Origin of the sequence: Novosphingobium pokkalii (assembly GCF_014652855.1) — a bacterium.
GTDB lineage: Bacteria > Pseudomonadota > Alphaproteobacteria > Sphingomonadales > Sphingomonadaceae > Novosphingobium > Novosphingobium pokkalii.
Window position 1 is genome coordinate 36,848 of sequence record NZ_BMZP01000020.1, and the last position, 17,227, is coordinate 54,074.

The 17,227-nt window shown below is 63.8% G+C and carries 18 protein-coding genes and 1 tRNA gene; 10 read left to right on the forward strand and 9 right to left on the reverse strand.

Annotated elements, in window-relative coordinates; genetic code table 11:
- Positions 1-200 precede the first annotated feature (200 nt).
- Positions 201-1,079, forward strand: a complete 879-nt coding sequence (locus IE191_RS17380; RefSeq protein ID WP_191325649.1) for a TorF family putative porin — start codon at positions 201-203, stop codon at positions 1,077-1,079.
- A 196-nt stretch (positions 1,080-1,275) separates the two neighbouring features.
- Here IE191_RS17380 and IE191_RS17385 read toward each other — a convergent pair whose 3' ends face one another.
- The 7 genes from IE191_RS17385 to der form a co-directional block, all read right to left on the reverse strand.
- Positions 1,276-2,817 carry a SulP family inorganic anion transporter gene (locus IE191_RS17385; protein ID WP_191325650.1) on the reverse strand — a complete coding sequence of 514 codons (1,542 nt, stop codon included), beginning with the start codon at positions 2,815-2,817 and terminating at the stop codon, positions 1,276-1,278.
- Positions 2,814-3,509 (reverse strand): carbonic anhydrase, encoded by a 696-nt coding sequence (locus IE191_RS17390; protein ID WP_191325651.1) that lies wholly within the window; start codon positions 3,507-3,509, stop codon positions 2,814-2,816. The genes IE191_RS17385 and IE191_RS17390 overlap by 4 nt, the downstream gene beginning before the upstream one ends.
- A gap of 107 nt (positions 3,510-3,616) precedes the next feature.
- Positions 3,617-4,990 (reverse strand): ATP-binding protein, encoded by a 1,374-nt coding sequence (locus IE191_RS17395; RefSeq protein ID WP_229815579.1) that lies wholly within the window; start codon positions 4,988-4,990, stop codon positions 3,617-3,619.
- Positions 4,991-5,018: 28 nt separating this feature from the next.
- Positions 5,019-5,756 (reverse strand): response regulator, encoded by a 738-nt coding sequence (locus IE191_RS17400; protein WP_191325696.1) that lies wholly within the window; start codon positions 5,754-5,756, stop codon positions 5,019-5,021.
- Between the two features lie 55 nt (positions 5,757-5,811).
- Positions 5,812-6,084 (reverse strand): hypothetical protein, encoded by a 273-nt coding sequence (locus tag IE191_RS17405; protein WP_191325652.1) that lies wholly within the window; start codon positions 6,082-6,084, stop codon positions 5,812-5,814.
- A gap of 208 nt (positions 6,085-6,292) precedes the next feature.
- Positions 6,293-6,727 (reverse strand): DUF983 domain-containing protein, encoded by a 435-nt coding sequence (locus IE191_RS17410; RefSeq protein WP_191325653.1) that lies wholly within the window; start codon positions 6,725-6,727, stop codon positions 6,293-6,295.
- On the reverse strand, positions 6,724-8,100 hold the full coding sequence (gene der / locus IE191_RS17415) for a ribosome biogenesis GTPase Der (protein ID WP_191325654.1): 1,377 nt from the start codon (positions 8,098-8,100) through the stop codon (positions 6,724-6,726). The genes IE191_RS17410 and der overlap by 4 nt, the downstream gene beginning before the upstream one ends.
- Positions 8,101-8,218: 118 nt before the next feature.
- On the opposite strand from der, the gene IE191_RS17420 reads away from it, so the two are divergent.
- Positions 8,219-9,130 carry a CHAP domain-containing protein gene (locus tag IE191_RS17420; protein ID WP_308432938.1) on the forward strand — a complete coding sequence of 304 codons (912 nt, stop codon included), beginning with the start codon at positions 8,219-8,221 and terminating at the stop codon, positions 9,128-9,130.
- 32 nt (positions 9,131-9,162) lie between these two features.
- On the opposite strand, the gene IE191_RS17425 is transcribed toward IE191_RS17420, so the two are convergent.
- Positions 9,163-9,501: a DUF3297 family protein gene (locus IE191_RS17425; RefSeq protein WP_191325655.1), complete on the reverse strand. Its 339-nt coding sequence runs from the start codon at positions 9,499-9,501 to the stop codon at positions 9,163-9,165.
- Positions 9,502-9,613: 112 nt separating this feature from the next.
- On the opposite strand from IE191_RS17425, the gene IE191_RS17430 reads away from it, so the two are divergent.
- Positions 9,614-9,688: transfer RNA gene (locus IE191_RS17430), tRNA-Val, on the forward strand.
- 125 nt (positions 9,689-9,813) lie between these two features.
- Here IE191_RS17430 and IE191_RS17435 read toward each other — a convergent pair.
- Complete coding sequence (locus IE191_RS17435; RefSeq protein ID WP_191325656.1) at positions 9,814-10,944, reverse strand: tyrosine-type recombinase/integrase; 1,131 nt, start codon at positions 10,942-10,944, stop codon at positions 9,814-9,816.
- A 20-nt stretch (positions 10,945-10,964) separates the two neighbouring features.
- On the opposite strand from IE191_RS17435, the gene IE191_RS17440 reads away from it, so the two are divergent.
- The 7 genes from IE191_RS17440 to qatD all read left to right on the forward strand — a co-directional run bounded on the left by IE191_RS17440 (position 10,965) and on the right by qatD (position 17,175).
- Positions 10,965-11,129, forward strand: a complete 165-nt coding sequence (locus IE191_RS17440) for a hypothetical protein (protein ID WP_191325657.1) — start codon at positions 10,965-10,967, stop codon at positions 11,127-11,129.
- 381 nt (positions 11,130-11,510) lie between these two features.
- Positions 11,511-11,900: a helix-turn-helix domain-containing protein gene (locus IE191_RS17445; RefSeq protein ID WP_191325658.1), complete on the forward strand. Its 390-nt coding sequence runs from the start codon at positions 11,511-11,513 to the stop codon at positions 11,898-11,900.
- A 1-nt stretch (position 11,901) separates the two neighbouring features.
- A complete protein-coding gene (locus IE191_RS17450) occupies positions 11,902-12,303 on the forward strand; it encodes a hypothetical protein (protein WP_191325659.1) in 402 nt (133 codons plus the stop codon).
- A gap of 151 nt (positions 12,304-12,454) precedes the next feature.
- Positions 12,455-14,323, forward strand: a complete 1,869-nt coding sequence (locus IE191_RS17455) for a KAP family P-loop NTPase fold protein (RefSeq protein WP_191325660.1) — start codon at positions 12,455-12,457, stop codon at positions 14,321-14,323.
- A gap of 223 nt (positions 14,324-14,546) precedes the next feature.
- Positions 14,547-15,152 carry a Qat anti-phage system associated protein QatB gene (gene qatB, locus IE191_RS21155; RefSeq protein WP_308432939.1) on the forward strand — a complete coding sequence of 202 codons (606 nt, stop codon included), beginning with the start codon at positions 14,547-14,549 and terminating at the stop codon, positions 15,150-15,152.
- Complete coding sequence (gene qatC, locus IE191_RS17465; RefSeq protein WP_191325662.1) at positions 15,149-16,438, forward strand: Qat anti-phage system QueC-like protein QatC; 1,290 nt, start codon at positions 15,149-15,151, stop codon at positions 16,436-16,438. Before qatB ends, qatC begins: the two co-directional genes overlap by 4 nt.
- Positions 16,435-17,175 (forward strand): Qat anti-phage system TatD family nuclease QatD, encoded by a 741-nt coding sequence (qatD, locus tag IE191_RS17470; RefSeq protein WP_191325663.1) that lies wholly within the window; start codon positions 16,435-16,437, stop codon positions 17,173-17,175. The genes qatC and qatD overlap by 4 nt, the downstream gene beginning before the upstream one ends.
- Positions 17,176-17,227: the final 52 nt, after the last annotated feature.

The window sequence follows — 17,227 nt, forward strand, 5'->3', positions numbered from 1 at the left end:
GAAAGCCACGCCGGAAACACAGCAATACTTCGTTGCACATCGGACAAGGAACAGACAGCATCGCAGCCTAACCCCGGTCCTGTCGGCGCAACCTGCTGCCGGGAACGACTGGGGGGTCTCCCCTCGCTTCCCGAGACGGACAGGCGCCGACACGCAGGCGGAACCGTTTTCTCGATGACCGTGAGGGAAGGACAGTTCCGATGATTCAACGCTCCGCACGCCGCCAGGCTCGCCGCCTGTGCCTGGCCACCGCACTGGCCGGTGCCTCGCTGGCCCTGGCGAGCGCCGCCCAGGCGCAAGACACCGCACCGCCTTCGCCGATCACCATTTCGGGCAGCGCCGCCGTGGTCACCGACTATCGCCTGCGCGGTGTTTCCCAGTCCAACAACGGCTTCGCGCTCCAGGCCGGCGTGACCATCGCCCACGAAAGCGGCTTCTATGTCGGCACCTGGGGGTCCAACCTGGCCGGCTGGGGCACGTTCGGCGGCCCCAACCTGGAACTCGATGCGATCGGCGGCTTCAAGAAGACTTTCGGCCCGGCCACGCTCGATGTCGGCCTCACCTGGTACATGTATCCGGGCGGCGCGGCCAAGACCGACTTTGCCGAACCCTTCGTGAAGCTCTCGGGCACCGTCGGCCCGGTCTCGGCGCTGGCCGGCGTGGCCTATGCGCCCAAGCAGCAGGCGCTGGGCCAGTGGTATGATTCGGGTGCCAGCTATGTGGAAGGCACGCCCGATCACCCCGGTGCCAAGAACGACAACCTCTATGTCTGGGGTGACGTGAGCGGGGCGATCCCCTCCACCCCGGTCACGCTCAAGGCGCACCTTGGCTATTCCAAGGGCAATCCCGGCCTTGGCCCCAACGGCACCAGCGTGGCGCCGACCGGCTCCTATGCCGACTGGCTGCTGGGCGCCGACCTGGCGCTAGGCAAGGTCGTGCTGGGCGTGGCCTATATCGACACCAACATCAGCGATGCGGACGCGGCCTACCTGCGTCCCAACTTCACCAAGTTCCAGACCCAGGACGGCGCCTCGATCTCGTCCTCGCGCGTGGTGCTCTCGGCCACCGTCAACTTCTGAAGACACCTTTCAACCAGGTACGCACCACTGTCCCCCGCCAGCACATACTGGCGGGGGATTTTTTTGTTGTGGATTGGCGGACGCACACCCCGCAACGAAACTGCCCCCACCGGCCGGACGGGGCCAGTGGGGGCAGCGGGCGCCTGGCGCCGGCCCCGCGCCGGGGATGGGGACACGGGCGCGAGGATTTGGAGGTTCAGGCGGTGTGAGGCACCGCCCGCAGGATCGGCTCGGGGCCGGAGACGGTCACCGCGTTGCCCTGCTGGCGACGGCGTGCCAGCCATTCGCCCAGGGTTTCGGCAGTGGTGTGGTCGATCGCCTTGACCCGGCCGAGATCGAGGTGGACGCGGCGATCGGCCGGCAGGTCTTCCAGCACGGCGTTGAGCTTGGTCAGGCGCAGGAAGGTGGCCGCGCCTTTCAGTTCCACCCGCGTTGCATCTTCGTGTTCCTGCGCATGGACGCCCAGATTGAGGTGCTTCACGTGCGGCAGCAGTTCCACCAGCGACAGTGCCATGCCCACCAGCACGCCGGTCAGAAGATCGGTCGAGACGACGAGCGCGAAGGTCACCGCCCAGATGGCCGCCGGCAGCGGGCCATAGTTGGCGAACAGGTGCTTGACGTGCTTGAGGCTGACCAGCTTCCAGCCGGTCACCACCAGCACGCCGCCCAGCGCCGCCATCGGCACTTCGCGCAGCAGCCAGGGCAGCAGGGCAACGAAGCCCAGAATCCACACCCCGTGCAGCACGGCCGACCAGCGGCTCTGCGCGCCAGCCTGGACGTTGGCCGACGAACGCACGATCACCCCGGTCATCGGCAGCGCGCCAACCATGCCGCAGAGCAGGTTGCCCACGCCCTGCGCGCGCAGTTCCTTGTTGTAATCGGTGCGCACGCCATTGTGCATGCGATCGACCGCGGCGGCCGACAGCAGGGTTTCGGCGCTGGCGATGAACGCGATCGCCACGGCCGAGACCAGCAGCGCGGGCTTGGCCATCAGTGGATCGAGAAACGCCCCGCCCGGCACGGCAAACGCGGCGCTGAGCGAATCCGGCACGGCGATGCGCGCCACGGGCAAGCCAAGCACGGCCGCCAGCACGGTGGCGGCAATCACCCCGATCAGCGCGCCCGGCACCAGGGCGAGCGCCTTGGGCTTGAGCTTTTCCCAGCCGATCATGCCCACGATCGTCACCAGCCCGAGCATCAGCGCCATTTCGCTGGCGCGCCAGTCGAACGGCGACAGGCCCAGCACGCGGGCGGGGATCATCGAAAGGTTGGCCAGGCCATTGGACATCGGCTTGGCATCGAACAGGATATGGAACTGGCCGACCACGATCAGCGCGCCGATCCCGGCCAGCATGCCGTGGACCACGGCAGGCGAGATGGCGCGGAACACGCCGCCCAGTCGCGCGACGCCGGCAACCAACTGGATCAGGCCCGCCACCAGCAGCACCGGGCCGAGCGCGGAAAGGCCGTTGTCACGCACGAATTCGAACACGATCACGGCAAGGCCAGCGGCCGGGCCGGAGACCTGCAAGGGCGATCCGGCCAGCAGGCCGACCACGATGCCGCCGATGATGCCCGTCACCAGGCCCTTTTCCGGCGGCACGCCCGAAGCGATGGCAATGCCCATGCACAGCGGCATGGCCACCAGGAACACCACGATCGACGCGGTGAAATCGCGAACGAGGCCGCCCCTCACGGGGGCAGCCTCGGGCGATGCAGCGGCGGCTGCGTGGCTCATTCGGCCGCCTCCGCCAGCGCGGGTTCGCGCGCGAAACGGGGCGCGGCGGCCAGGGCCACCGGCATCGGGCGATCTTCGCGCAGCGGCACGAATTCGCCGGTATCGCCGTCGAGGCCCAGCACCTGGCCGGCGCTGATATCCACGAACCAGCCGTGCAGCGACATTTCGCCACGCGCGATGGCCGCCGAGACCGAGGGATGCGTACGCAGGTGGTCGATCTGGGCGATGATGTTCTGCAAGCTGACCGCGCGCACGCGATCATGGCCATGGAGATGGGGCGAGCAGGTCGACACGACATGCTCGGCAGCGGCACCATGGCGCAGCCAGGCCACCACGTTGGGCATGCCCTCGGGCGCTTCGGGGGCGGCCAGTGCCTTCATCGCGCCGCAGTCGGAGTGGCCGCAGACGATGATGTCACGCACGCCGAGGGCGACAACGGCATATTCCACGGTGGAAGACACGCCACCGTTCATGGTGGAATAGGCCGGCACCATGTTGCCGGCGTTGCGGCACACGAACAGGTCGCCGGGCTGCGCCTGCATGATCTGTTCGGGCACGATGCGCGAATCGGCGCAGGAAATCATCAGTGCCTTGGGCGCCTGGCCGTGGGTGGAAAGCTGGCCGTAGAGCTCGCTGCTCTTCGGAAAGACGGTCTTCTCGAAACTGAAGACGCGACCGATCAGTTCGTTCATGGGGAGGTACCTCCTCTTGAATTTTTGCGCCCACGGCGCATGCCGGGGCTCTTGATTCAACGAGGTACGGGAACGTCTTTGCCCGCTTCGGACGGAACTGTAAGGAACTATTTCCGCGCCGGAAGGGCGGGCTGGCCGGCCTTGAGCGGCAGACGAACCGTTGCCACAAGGCCGGTCTGCCCGGCTTCGGCACGGCGGTTGGCGAGAATGAGCGTGCCGCCTTCGGCGCGGATCGCGCGCTTCACGATCGCCAGCCCCAGCCCCATGCCCGGCGTGTCGCGCCCGCGCGCGGCATCGAGCCGCACGAAAGGCTGCGTCACTTCGTCCAGCCGGTCGGGGGGAATGCCGGGGCCGTTGTCGGCCACCACCACTTCGGCCCAGTCGCCATCGCGGCGCACCGTCACCTCCACTTGCCCGGCATAGTGCAGCGCGTTTTCGACAAGGTTGCCCAGCGCGCGGCGCAGCGAAATGGCGCGGGCATGGATCACCAGGCGATCCTCGCCTTCGTAACGCGCGTCACCGCCCTGGTCATAGGCATTGTCGACCAAGGTCATGGCCATCGCGGCCAGGTCCACCGGTTCGGCCGGAATCTGCCGCCCTTCCCCTTCGACATAGGTCTGGAGCGAGGCGAGCAGGTGCATCATCTCGTCGATATCGTGGACCATGTCTGCCTGGGTGGCGCGATCGAGCCCGGCGTCGTCGAGCCGCAGCCGCAGCCGGGCGAGCGGGGTGCGCAGATCGTGGCCGATCGCCAGCATCGACTGGGTGCGGTCCAGCATCTGGCGATAGATGCGGCTCTGCATGCGGTTGAACGCGCGGATCAGCCGGCGCACTTCGTCCGGACCGCGCTCGGTGAGCGGCTCGGGCGGGCCGGCCCCCACCCGGCTGGTGGCCGAAACCAGGGCTTTCAATGGGCGGATCGTGGCGCGAAACAGCACCCAGGCCAAAACCACCAGCAAGGGCGTGGGCACCAGCAGCACGGCCAGCCGCCCGGCATTGAGCGTCCAGGCCTCGCTCGCCTGGGTACGGAACACCACGCCCGAGCCATCCCTGAGCAGCATGGCGCCGTTGACCGATCCCGGCGAGGCCAGCGAACGCAGCGAAAAGCGCGGATCGCCCGAGGCCAGTTCGGGCGCGGCGTCGAGCACCTGGGCGCGCAGCCGGTCGAGCGGCAGGGCATCGTCGGCGTGGGCCAGGCGCGGCTTCCACGCCAGGGAAAAGCGCGGGGACGAAAGCCGCTCGGCCAGTGCGGGGCGATCCGCCACGTCTTCGGCTTCCAGCGCGCGGCTCGCGATCACCAGGTTTTCGGCAATGCGCGCGGCATCGTCGCTGCGCAGGGCAAAGTTGCTGGCGCGATCGAACAGCACCGCGTTGGCGCCGAAATCGATCGCTGCCATCAGCACCAGGATCGCCAGGAGCCGCTCGGGCAGGCCGAAGCGGTTCATCGCCCGGCGCAGCCAGAGGGCACGACGCGGCATCATGCCGGGCGACTCATCGGGCAATCCCGCATCAGGTGCGGGTAACCTGCGCCTTGAACATATAGCCCACCCCGCGCACCGTGGTGATCGGGGCTTCGCCGCCCGCCGCAGTCAGCTTGCGGCGCAGGCGCGAGACCAGCACGTCGATGCTGCGGTCGGAACTGTCGCCCAGGCGGGTGCGCGACAATTCGATCAGGCGCTCGCGCCCCAGCACGCGCTGCGGCTGGGCCACGAACGTGGCGAGAAGATCGAATTCGGCGCCGGTCAGATCGACCATCACCCCACCCGGCGCATGCAGTTCGCGGCGCGCGAGCGACAGGGTCCAGCCATCGAAGCGGATTTCGCTGGCGCGCTCGCCCGGTTCAGCCGCCGCCACGCCATCGGCACCCTGCCCGCCCCGGCGCAGCACGGCGCCGACGCGCGCCACCAGTTCGCGCGTGCCGAACGGCTTGGCGAGATAGTCGTCCGCGCCCAGTTCCAGCCCGAGCACGCGATCTTCCTCGCTGCCGCGCGCGGAAATGAAGATGATCGGCACGTCGCTCAACCGGCGCAGCTTGCGGAACAGCTCGATGCCATTGGTGCCCGGCAGCATGATGTCGAGCACCACGAGGTCGGCCGGTGCGCTATCGAGCAGCACCCACATTTCCGCGCCGGTGGCCGCCGGGCGCACTTCATAGCCATGCTCGCGCAGGGCGCGGGCGGTCAGCGTGCGCAGCGGGCCGTCATCTTCGACAAGCACGATGGAGGGGGCAAGACGGGTGGCCAGCATGGCTGTGCTACGCAGATGCGCTCCTTTGGTTCCGGGCTCGGTCATTCCTTGTCCCTCAGCGCGCATCCTCGCGCACCGGGGCAGCCTGGGCAAGAGCGGCGTTGCTCTTTTGGTGAAGCGGGCGGAAGCAGCCCCGGTTGCGGCTGGGATCGGGATGGCAGGCAACCATGGCGACGCGCTCGGCCGAGGCTGCTGCGGGCTGCACGGCCGCAGCCGGACGGCACAGCGCGGGCCGACCAGGCGCGCCCTGGCACACGGGCGCCGGGGCAGCGGCGGCCACCGGTTGGGCAAGGGCGATGACGGGCGCGAGAATCGAGGCAATCAGCATAGAGGACACTCCTGATGGGGCGTTCATAATTCTGATGTCCCGGGTACCATCGCCCCCTTTGCGCGATGGGTGCGGCTTCGTGAGGAAGTGTTGCTGCGCAAGAAAAGATTGCGCCTGCGTGTCTGCCGTCACGGCGCGGCCGTGGCGATGTGCCGAAAACCTCGGCATCCGCCTCGCCCGGCGCAGGGCCAGGGCAGGCCGTGCGCGATTACGTTTCGTTGCGCGGCCGTGTCTGTGCGGGCGGCTCGCTCGCCCGCAGCGCCTTGCCCGGCGCGGCGGCAAAGCCGTGGAGGCCCAGCCACCATTGCAGCGCGATCACCGCGCCCTTGGCAGGTTGCAGCAGGCCCAGCACCAGCGTGACCGTCATGGCCAGGCACAGAGCCATCATCACCGGCCACGACAGCGCGGTGTGCAGGCCGAGCTCGATGATCACCGGCGCCATCACGTGCCCGGTGACCAGGATCGCCAGATAGGGCGGGAAATCGTCGGCACGGTGGCCGCGCCAGTCCTGCCCGCAAGCCGGGCACTGCGGCACCGGTCGCAACCATGCGGCAAACAACCGCGCGCCCTCGCAACGCGGACAATGGCCCCGCGCCCCGCGCCACAGGGCCTGGCCCAGGCTGCGCGGGGGCGGCTGCATCATGATTTGGCGAACGGATTCTTGGGGCTGCGCAGCGTCAGCCGGATCGGCACCGCATCAAAGCCCAGCTCGCGGCGAATGCCGTTGACCAGATAGCGGCGATAGCTTTCCGGCAACTGGTCCAGCCGCGTGCCGAACAGCACGAAGCCGGGCGGGCGCGTCTTGGCCTGGGTGATATAGCGCAGCTTGATGCGGCGGCCGCCGGGCGCCGGCGGCGGATTGGCGGCCAGGGCATCGTCGAACCAGCGGTTGAGCGCGGCAGTCGGCACGCGCCGGCTCCACGCATCGCGCAGGGTGAAAGCGGCGGACAGCAGCGTGTCCAGCCCCTTGCCGGTGCGCGCCGAAACTGCCACCAGCGGCACCCCGCGCACTTGCGCCAGGCCATCGTCGAGCGCCTGGCGCACGCCGTTGAACAGGCCGCTGGCGTCTTCGGCCACGTCCCACTTGTTGATCGCGATGATCAGGGCGCGGCCTTCTTCCAGCACCATCGAGGCGATCTTGAGATCCTGGTGTTCCAGCCCGCGCGTGGCATCGAGCAAGAGCACGACCACTTCGGCAAAGTCGATGGCGCGGCGCGCATCGGCGACCGAAAGCTTTTCCAGCTTGTCGACCACTTGCGCCTTCTTGCGCATGCCGGCGGTGTCGATGAGGCGAATCGGGCGGGCTTCACCATCCTTGGGATCGGTCCAGCTCCAGTCGATGGCGATCGAATCGCGGGTGATGCCCGCTTCCGGCCCGGTGAGCAGGCGATCTTCGCCCAGGAAGCGATTGATCAGGGTGGACTTGCCGGCGTTGGGGCGGCCCACGATCGCCAGCTTGAGCACGGCCTTGGGATCGTATTCGGCTTCCTCGTCGCTCGCCTCGTCCTCGTCGTCCTGCTTTTCGCCGATGTGCGGCAGCAGCGCCTCGAACAAGTCGCCCATGCCTTCGCCGTGTTCGGCCGAAACGCCCACCGGCTCGCCAAAGCCCAGCGAGAACGCCTCGAACAGGCCATGGTCGCCGGCGCGGCCTTCCGCCTTGTTGGCCAGCAGGATCACGGGAATATCGTGCCCGCGCAGATAGCGGCCGATTTCCTCGTCCAGCGGGGTGAGCCCGGCGCGCGCATCGATCACGAACAGCGCCACGTCGGCGCCTTCGAGGCTCGCTTCGGTCTGCATCCGCATCCGGCCCGGGAGGCTGGAGGGATCTTCGTCTTCCCACCCGGCGGTGTCGACAATGGTGAATTCAAGGCCCAGCAGCGAGGCATCGCCGAAGCGACGATCGCGGGTAACGCCGGGCTGGTCGTCAACCAGCGCCAGCTTCTTGCCGACGAGCCGGTTGAACAGAGTGGACTTGCCCACGTTGGGCCGTCCGATGATGATAACCTGGGGACGCATAGCCCCCGTTGGCCCGGCTTGGCGCCAAAGGCAAGCGGGCGTTCGCATCGGCCCGGTTTCGGGCCTGAATTCGCGGCAAAGTGTGAAACCACCGTTAACCACACCGGTCAGGTGGGCATTGACCATTTCGCGGCACAACCGCGCCATGGTGTGGTGGACAAGAACAAGGCCCCTGGGCCTGGCCGCGGCGGCGGCCCTGATCGCCGGGCTCAATGCCCCAGGGGTGGCCATGGCCGCGCCGATCGCGCTGATTCCCGGCCCCGAACAAAGCGATGGCGCGCCGGCCGATACCTCTGGCGCGCTGCCCTACCTGCAATGCGTGCCCTATGCGCGCCAGGTTTCAGGCATCCAGCTCTATGGGGACGCGCATACCTGGTGGGACCAGGCCGCCGGCCGCTATGATCGCGGATTCACCCCCCGCCCGGGCGCGGTGATGAGCTTCCATCCCTATGGTGCGATGCGCCTGGGCCATGTCGCCATGGTCAGCCGGGTGATCGATTCGCGCACCGTGCTGCTGCGCCACGCCAACTGGTCACCGATCAACGGCGTGCGCGGCCAGACCGAGAACGACGTGCGCGCGGTGGACGTGTCGGACGCCAACGACTGGAGCGCGGTGCGCGTATGGTATGCGCCGATACAGGATCTGGGCACCACCCATTGGCCGGTCGACGGCTTTATCTACAATCGCCCCGCGCATGCGCCCACCGGGACGCGCAGCCTCGGAACGGGCGCCACGCTGCGCCTTGCCAGCGCCTCCACACCGTTGCCGGCCCGCCAGACGCTGATGGCCAAGCGGCCCCCGGCAGCGGTCGCGCGCCAGCCGATCGGGGCGGATTTCCTCAATGGCGTGGCAGGCGAAACCGTTGGGCCCAAGCCGGCCGTGACGCTGGCGCGCAATGCGCCGACGCCTGCCGCCCGACGGGCTCCGGCGCCGCGTGGATCGGGGGCCATGGCCCTGGCTGACGATCCCATCGGCCGCATCATCGCCAGCCGCCTGGGCAGCGGCGGCAGCGCCGGACGCCTGCGCTGAACGCAGGCGCCGCGTGCGTCACTCTGAATGAATCAGGCCTTGGCCACCGGCGGATTCTCACCCAGATCTTCGTACCAGGCTTCGACCGGGCCGGAGAGCTTGAGCGTCAGCGGGTTGCCCTTGCGGTCCATGGTCTTGCCGGCCTGGACACGCACCCAACCTTCGGAAATGCAATATTCCTCCACGTTGTTGCGCACCGTGCCCTTGAAGCGGATGCCGACGCCACGGCCAAGCTTTTCCGCATCGAAGAACGCGCTGCGCGGGTTGATCGCCAGGCGATCGGGCGGCACGTCGGCGCCGGTGGAAGGAACGGCCGCGGTATCCGCAGTTTCGGGGCCCGTGTTTTCGGGCGTTTCGATTGCATCGGTCATGCCCATGCGAAATATCTTCACATGCCCACTTGTCAACGTTGGGCAAGGCCGTTAGAGGCCCCCTCCACACCCGGGGCGGCCGGAAACAACCGCCACGGAACGCCTTCAAGGCGGGCGCGTAGCTCAGCGGTAGAGCACACCCTTCACACGGGTGGGGTCGCAGGTTCAATCCCTGCCGCGCCCACCATAAAACCCTCTGAAATAAGGGGATTTTATGGAAACGGATTTTCCCGGAAAGATTTTCAAAGCGGAAAATAACGGGAACAAACGTCTCGTTTCGCACCGAGCCCGTACAAATCGCGTACACGGCCATCACACTCTCTCCTTCTTTTTGCTGGCGCGGGCGCTGAACAGAGTCAGCTTGGTCCGCTCCTCGGCAGCACGCAGACCACGCAATTGCGCCTCGTGAATTTTCTCGGCCGTCTGCTCGGCGTGGGTATAAGTTCTGCGCATCAGACTGGTGTCAGACCACCCGCCGAATTCACCCGCAGCCTTCTCGTCGATGCCCTGCCGCACGTTCATTTCCTGGCCGAAGCCATGGCGCCCAGCGGCATGAAATGGCAGCAGATCGATGCCAGCCAGTTTGCAGGCCTTGGCCCATCCCTTTCGAGGGCTTGATCGATCAGCGAAACCGAAAACACGCAGATTGTCCTGCGTGCGGTAGAACCCGCGCGGATAAAGTCGAGGCAGCGAAGCCAGCTCCCTGACCAATTCCTGTGGAACCGTGATCCATCGATCATCATGCCCCTTCGCCGCCGGGATGCAGACCATGTTCTGATCCAGCTTCAAATGACGGTCGGGATGCATCGCCACGGCCTGGCTGATCCGCGCGCCCGTCATGAACATGAACATAGCCAAAGCAGCATGACGCCGCGGCGCGTGCTGGCGGAATTTGAGCAGCCACTCCCAGCTTCCGGGCGTCTTCTTGACCCGGCTTTTCCGACCGCGCTTGAGATCCTGCGCGACCCGCTCCTCTTTGGAGTAGCCCTTGATGCGTATCGGGGCGCAATGGCCAAGGTCATGCGCATTGTTGATGACAGATCGAACGGGCGTCACGACATGACGAACCCACGTGTCTGTTGATGCCTCTGGATAGAGCTCCTCGCCCAGTTCACGCACGAGCTTGGGCGTAATGTCTGCGACAGCCATCGAGCCAAGCTTGGTCAGGATTGGAACGAGATACCCAGCATCCGCCTCGCTCGGCTTATAGAGAAGCACAGCATCAGCGAATGTGAACTTGGCTGGCGGCTGCGCCTCAGCATCCTCGCCTAGGACGTGGCGGCGTATTTGCCTCTCTTCCTCGGCACGGCACCAGTCCCACGCGCCTGCCTCTTCAGATGCGCCAGTGCTGCATCGATAGTAGTCGGTGATGGGGGCGCCGAGATATTCGACGCGCCCGCGCGCCCACCACGTGGGGCCTCTGCGGAACGGTTCGAGGGGCATGGTTTGCGATATTCCAGAATTTGGTCGATCTGATCGGCGGTAATGATCATGTTCCGCCCGAGCCGGTGGAAGGCACCGATGCGGTTGGCCTTCTCGCGCAATGCTCGTTCGGAAATGACAAGGCCCCGGGTGGACAGCAACTCAACCCATTCGCTGGGCGGCCTCCCGGAATCGAGAATGGATGAGAGGACAGCCATTCCAAGAACTCCTCATTGGTCAGTTTCTGGGATCAGGGTCTTGCGCTGGACTGGCCAACGTGAGGCGCCCCATCGGGGTTGACCGACCTGCGGCGGCCACGAAGTGGTTTGCCACATAATCTTCGATTGCGGTTTCCGGCAGCAGAAGCCGACCGTTGACGCGAATATGGGAGAGCAGTCCCCGCGCAACCATGCGACGGACGCGAGACTCCGGCCAACCGCTGCGCGCGGCCAGCTTTGGCAGTGTCAGCAATTGCATGACTAGCACCTCTGTAGTAGTTTGTGTGTGGAGTTTGGCAGAAACTCACAATTATTGGAGTAACTCATGTTTGTGAGTTCCGTCAAGGCAGAATCGTGCAAGGGTGCAGGATGAGCATCGGCGCGCGTTTTCTGGAGATCCGCAAGGCCAAAGGGCTGAAGCAAACCGATGTCGCAGAAGCGATCGGCATCTCGCACGGCGCCTTGGTCAATTATGAAAAGGGGCGTGAGCCTCCGGCCTCGGCGATCATCGCGTTCAGCCAAATTTACGGTGTGAGCGCAAACTGGCTTTTGACCGGCGAAGGTCGGCCTGATGCCGAAAGCCTGGACAGCATCTATGCCCGTTCAATCGCGACCGCATGGGCTTTCCTGAGCCGCGGTGGCGACGATGTGGAACAGGACGCCCTTATCAAACTCGGCGGCGCGCTGTTTCAATACCTGCTGGAGCATGGCGAGATCAGCCCTGCCATGAGCGAAAAGATTTTTGCCCTGAGCGCCTGACATGAACGACAACCAGTTCCCGCCGATTGCCGACGAACGCCTTCTGACCGCTATGAAGGCCGTTAACCCTCCGGTAGAAAAGCTGATGGCTGACCGCCTCGCGCTGCGGCAGGAAATGAGGCAGACAAAGGATGAACTAGAACTCGTCCGCCATTACCTGATCCCACGGTACATTGGCATCGTCAAAGCCATCGCACTTGGGGCAGCAACCCTGGCCCTTATCGCCTTGGCCCTCGCCCTTTTCAAAGGTCTCTTCGAGGTCAAAACAACAGCAACCCTCTTCGCTTCTCTTTTGCTGCCGTTGTGGATCGTTGATCTGGCTGAAACGAAATTCGGCCGCTGGATAGTCCACCGAAATGGCCGACCGGAGTATGTCGATAGAGATGGCAGCGAAGATCTATAAGGGGGGACAGTCCGGTACGGCTGCTTTTGCAAGTTAGTAGGGAAAGGCTGCCCTTTAATTGCTGCAAATGCCATGGCTCTCGACGGTCGGTTCACCGGTTGTTCTGATCCCGCAAAGATAGTAGGGTTGCTCTTAGGAAAGGGGGCTTGCGGTGTGGGCAGACAATGAGACAACGCGCGATTTTCTGAACTTTTCGGGAGTCTCCGACACGGTTGCGGAAATCATCGTTCAGGCCAGAGGCCGTCCGATATCGATCGGCGTGTCTGGCGCCTGGGGCGTCGGTAAGTCGTCAATGATCAAGTTGACTGAAGCGTCGTTGAGTGGCCGTGAACGCAAGGAGGGCGAGCGTGAGTTCATATTCGTTGAATTCAACGCTTGGCTCTACCAGGGCTATGACGATGCCCGCGCCGCTCTGATGGATGTCATCGCCGACAAGCTGGAAAAAGAGGCGGAAGAACGCGCCACCGCAGTCGACAAAGCAAAGGCGTTGGTCAAGCGAGTCAAATGGTTTCGCGTCCTCAAGCTCTTCGCCGGCTCGGCAGCCACCGTGGCCTTCGGCCTGCCTCCTACAGGTTTGATCGGGGATATCTGTTCCTTGGGCGCGCGAGCGCTCGGCAGCGGAGCGGACAATAAGCTCATCGCCGACACGCAGAAGGCGGTGGGTGAGACGGCCGAAGCCGCAAGCGGGTTGCTTGCCGAGAAGGCCGACAAATCGCCCCCTAAAGAGATTCAAGCGTTGCGTAATGCGTTTGAAGAAACGCTAGAGGAACTCGGCGTCACGCTCGTCGTGCTCATCGACGATCTCGACAGGTGCCTACCACCGACAACGATCTCGACCCTTGAAGCAATCCGGCTCTTTCTGTTCCTGAAAAATACGGCTTTCGTCATCGCGGCCGATACTGACATGATCAAACACGCCGTCCGCAAACATTTCGACGGCGTGGACGATGAGTTGGCGACCAATTACTTCGACAAGCTGATCCAGGTGCCTATCCGGGTTCCCGCACTGGGCACCCAAGAAGTGCGAGCCTATATGATGATGCTGTTTGTTGAGAACAGCGATTTGCTCGATGACGCGAAGGAAAAGATTCGCGCGGGCGTATGTAAGCAGCTTCAGCAAACCTGGCAGGGAAAGCGGGTCGATCGCGCGTTCGTCCAGTCGCTCCACGATAGTTTTCCGGATGAGTTGGTCGGCAAACTGGATACTGCAGACCGTCTCGCCCCGCTGATGATCGGGGCGACAGGGATTTCGGGAAATCCTAGGCTGATCAAGCGGTTTCTGAACGCGCTCGCAATCCGCATGACGATCTCCAAGGCGCAAGGTGTCGGAGTTGATGAAGCAGTACTGGCCAAGCTTCTCCTGTTCGAGCGGCTCGGCGATCCCAAGGCCTATGCCGCATTGATCGCGGCGATCAGTGCGAGTGACGCAGGAAAGCCTTCCTTCCTCGCCGAATGGGAGACGAAGGCGATGGCGGGCGCTGCGCTTCAGTTGGAAGCGCCTTGGGACGATCCTTTCGTCGTAGAGTGGCTCACGCTGCCCCCGGCTCTCGCCGAAGTCGACTTACGTGGCGCACTCTATGTCAGCCGTGAACATGCTCCATTGATCACTGCCGCAGATCGCCTCTCGTCGGAGGCGGCGGAACTTCTGACCGCATTACTTGAACATCCCGATATGGCATCTTCGCTGAAGGAACGGCTCGCGCATGTTTCGCGCGCCGAGACCACAGTAATCATGGACCGGCTGCTCGACCGGGCGCGCCAAGAGCAGGAATGGGGCGTTCCGCCTATATTGGAAGCGTGTCTGGCTATGGCCGCTGCCGATCCGGTGCAGGGTGCACGTCTGGCGGCCTTCATTAAGGATCGACCGGCCCCACAGATCCAGCCGAATATCGTGCCAAAGATCGGGGATCAGCCTTGGGCTGCGAACATCCTGCGAGAATGGGAAAAAAGCGATGTAGCCCCCCCTGTAAAGGCGGCAATCAAGAAACGGAGGGGGAATGGGAACCTCGCAATCCAGTAAAGGTCCAGCTTCTGGAATACCGATGGTTCCAGCCTGGGTTGACAATCCACCCCCTGAAGCTCCCTCCGGAGATGATGCCCCTGCCCGCGATGGCGAGGATCAAGACGGGGAGCAACCAGATGCACGGGTCAAGCCGCCGCCGTCACCGATCGCGCCTGAGAAGCGATGGCTCGGCGTTCGTCGGAGTCTGGGGGATTATGGATCGAACGGCGACACGGGAGCTATGCGACGCGGCGTCGGACGATATGTACGCGATGGATATGGCGGCGCCAGGACCGCAGCGCGGCGTATGGCGGGCACGGCCTCGACAGCAGGCGCGCTCGGGAACGCCCTGAGCGCACTTGCTGCAGGGCAACCGGCTGAAGGCGGCAGTCCGCTCGACCCCGCATTGCTTGCCGGACGCTCGGTCGACGATATCATGGATGCTGTCGTCGAAGCAGTTCGCCCGGTCGATGGCACGCAGGATGCCGAGGCATCGCGTGCAGCCATCCGCGATGCGCTCGCCGAACTGCTCACGCGCTTCCCTGATGCAGATCTTTTGAGTCTCGCGCCTGAGCAACGGGAGTTCGCGATCGAACGCTTTGCCGCCCACGATGTCTTCCGGCGTTTCGACTTGGATGTCGGCCAGAATATTCGTGATCGGGCACCGAATATTTCGACCGGGCTGGCCCGGCTCAAACAGGCACGAGACTATGTCAAAGAGACCGTTGCTGCTTCGTTTCGCAAGCTCCGCGACGCGGGTCGAGCGTTGACAGCAGGCAGAATCAGCGAGGTCGTCCGCGACGCATTGCGTGAAACCTTCGAAGTTTTCGAAGGATATGCAGAATGAAACTGGTTTGCGCACCCGGCGACCACGCCTTCACCGAGGACGGCTCCTTGAACGTCGTGCTTTATGGGCAACCGCAAGCATCCATCGGTGCGCGTTCCGCACGAGGCGGTGCTGGTCAGGCAGCCATGAATCATATTCTGCGTGAACGCCTTCTCGCTGCGCCGCGCGCGTGGGACTTCCTCTCGATTGCGCTGGCCGTGGTGACGGCCGATCTCGCTGAATTACGTTCGGAAAGCGCTGACGGTTGGACACGCGAGCTCGATTTGACAATCGCTGTAGCCGATCCCGTTTTCTGGAATGGTCAAGCGGCTGCGCTGGAAGCCGCGCTCAAATTTCTATCTACCGATCAATGGCGACTGCGGTTCATTGGCGGCGGGTTCCAACCGGCGCCCCCGCGAGACACCGTTTTTCCCATGGAAGACTGCGTCGTATTGCTGTCGGGTGGGCTCGACAGTCTGATCGGCGCGATCGACCTTGCGGCGATGGGCAAGAAGCCGCTGGCGGTCAGCAACGTTGTGCGCGGTGATGGTGACAATCAGGTTGCCTTTGCACAAGCAATTGGCGGAGGTTTGAGGCATCTGCCGCTCAACCACAACGCCAACCCGCCATGGCGTAAGGAGGAATCTCAGCGCGCCCGGTCTCTGATCTTCATTGCTTTCGGTGTACTCGCAGCAACAACTCTCAGGAATTACCATGATGGCGCCGAGGTACCATTCTACGTTTGCGAAAATGGCTTCATCGCGATTAACCCACCGCTAACAGGTACACGGCTCGGGAGCCTTAGTACGCGCACAGTCCACCCCGAATTTCTTAATCGCCTCAGAGGCATCCTTTCGGTGGCTGGCCTGCGTATAAATCTGATCAACCCATACGAACACGCCACCAAGGGCGAGATGCTGATTTCCTGCAAGAACCAGCCGCTCCTGAAGTCCCTCGCAGCGCAATCAGTCAGTTGCGGTCGATATCGCGTCTTCAACTACCATCAGTGCGGACGCTGTGTTCCTTGCCAAGTTCGCCGCGCTGCCTTTCGTGCATGGGATGCGTCTCTCGATACGACCGGCTATGTGTATGAACCGCTAGGAAAAGCCGATGCGGATCACGCCAAGTTCGACGACGTTCGTTCGGTGGGTATGGCCGTGCAGGAAGTCAGCTCAGCTGGTCTAAGGGCCTGGTTAGGTCCGGCGCTCGCATATCCACGGATGGGCTATGCGGCACCCATCATTGATCTGGTAAAGCGCGGACTTGATGAATTGGCAGCGCTTCACAAACATTACGGTGTCCGTTGATTGATTTTCATTGCCATTTGGATCTCTATCCGGACCCGCAAGCGGTAGCCCGTGCGTGCCGTGATCGTGGTCTCTATGTATTGTCGGTCACGACCACTCCCTCAGCGTGGAAGGGCACTTCCACTCTTGCGAAGGGGGCATCCAGAATACGAACTGCACTGGGGTTGCACCCACAGATCGCTCATCAGCGAAAGCAGGAAATGGCCCTGTTCGAGCAGTTGATCGGCGAAACCCGTTACGTCGGGGAAATCGGATTAGACGGGGGGCCGGAGTTCAAAGCGAATTGGGGTGATCAGATTGAGGTATTCGAACACGCGTTGGCGATCTGTCGGGCAGCGGGTGGTCGTGTCATGTCCCTCCATAGTCGCAGAGCGGCGAAACCGGTCCTTGATACGCTTGAATCATTTCCCGATGCAGGAACGCCGATTTTGCATTGGTTTTCTGGCACTAGCCGCGAATTGGATCGTGCAATCGATCTTGGGTGCTGGTTCAGCGTTGGTCCGGCGATGCTTCGCGGTGAAAAGGGTCGCCAATTGGTAGCACGAATGCCACGCGCTCGCGTTCTCACGGAGTCTGATGGGCCCTTTGCACAAATCGATGGGCGTTCGGTCTGGCCGTGGGAAGCTAGCAATGTGCTTGGTGATTTGGCGACACTCTGGGGTGAACAGGATGATTGCACTGCGAAAGATCAAATACTCGAAAATCTGAGAAGAATTGGGAGAATTGCTGACGCGTAAATGGCGGACCATGCTTCGCAATTTTTGGCACGCATTCTCCCCGTGAACGTAT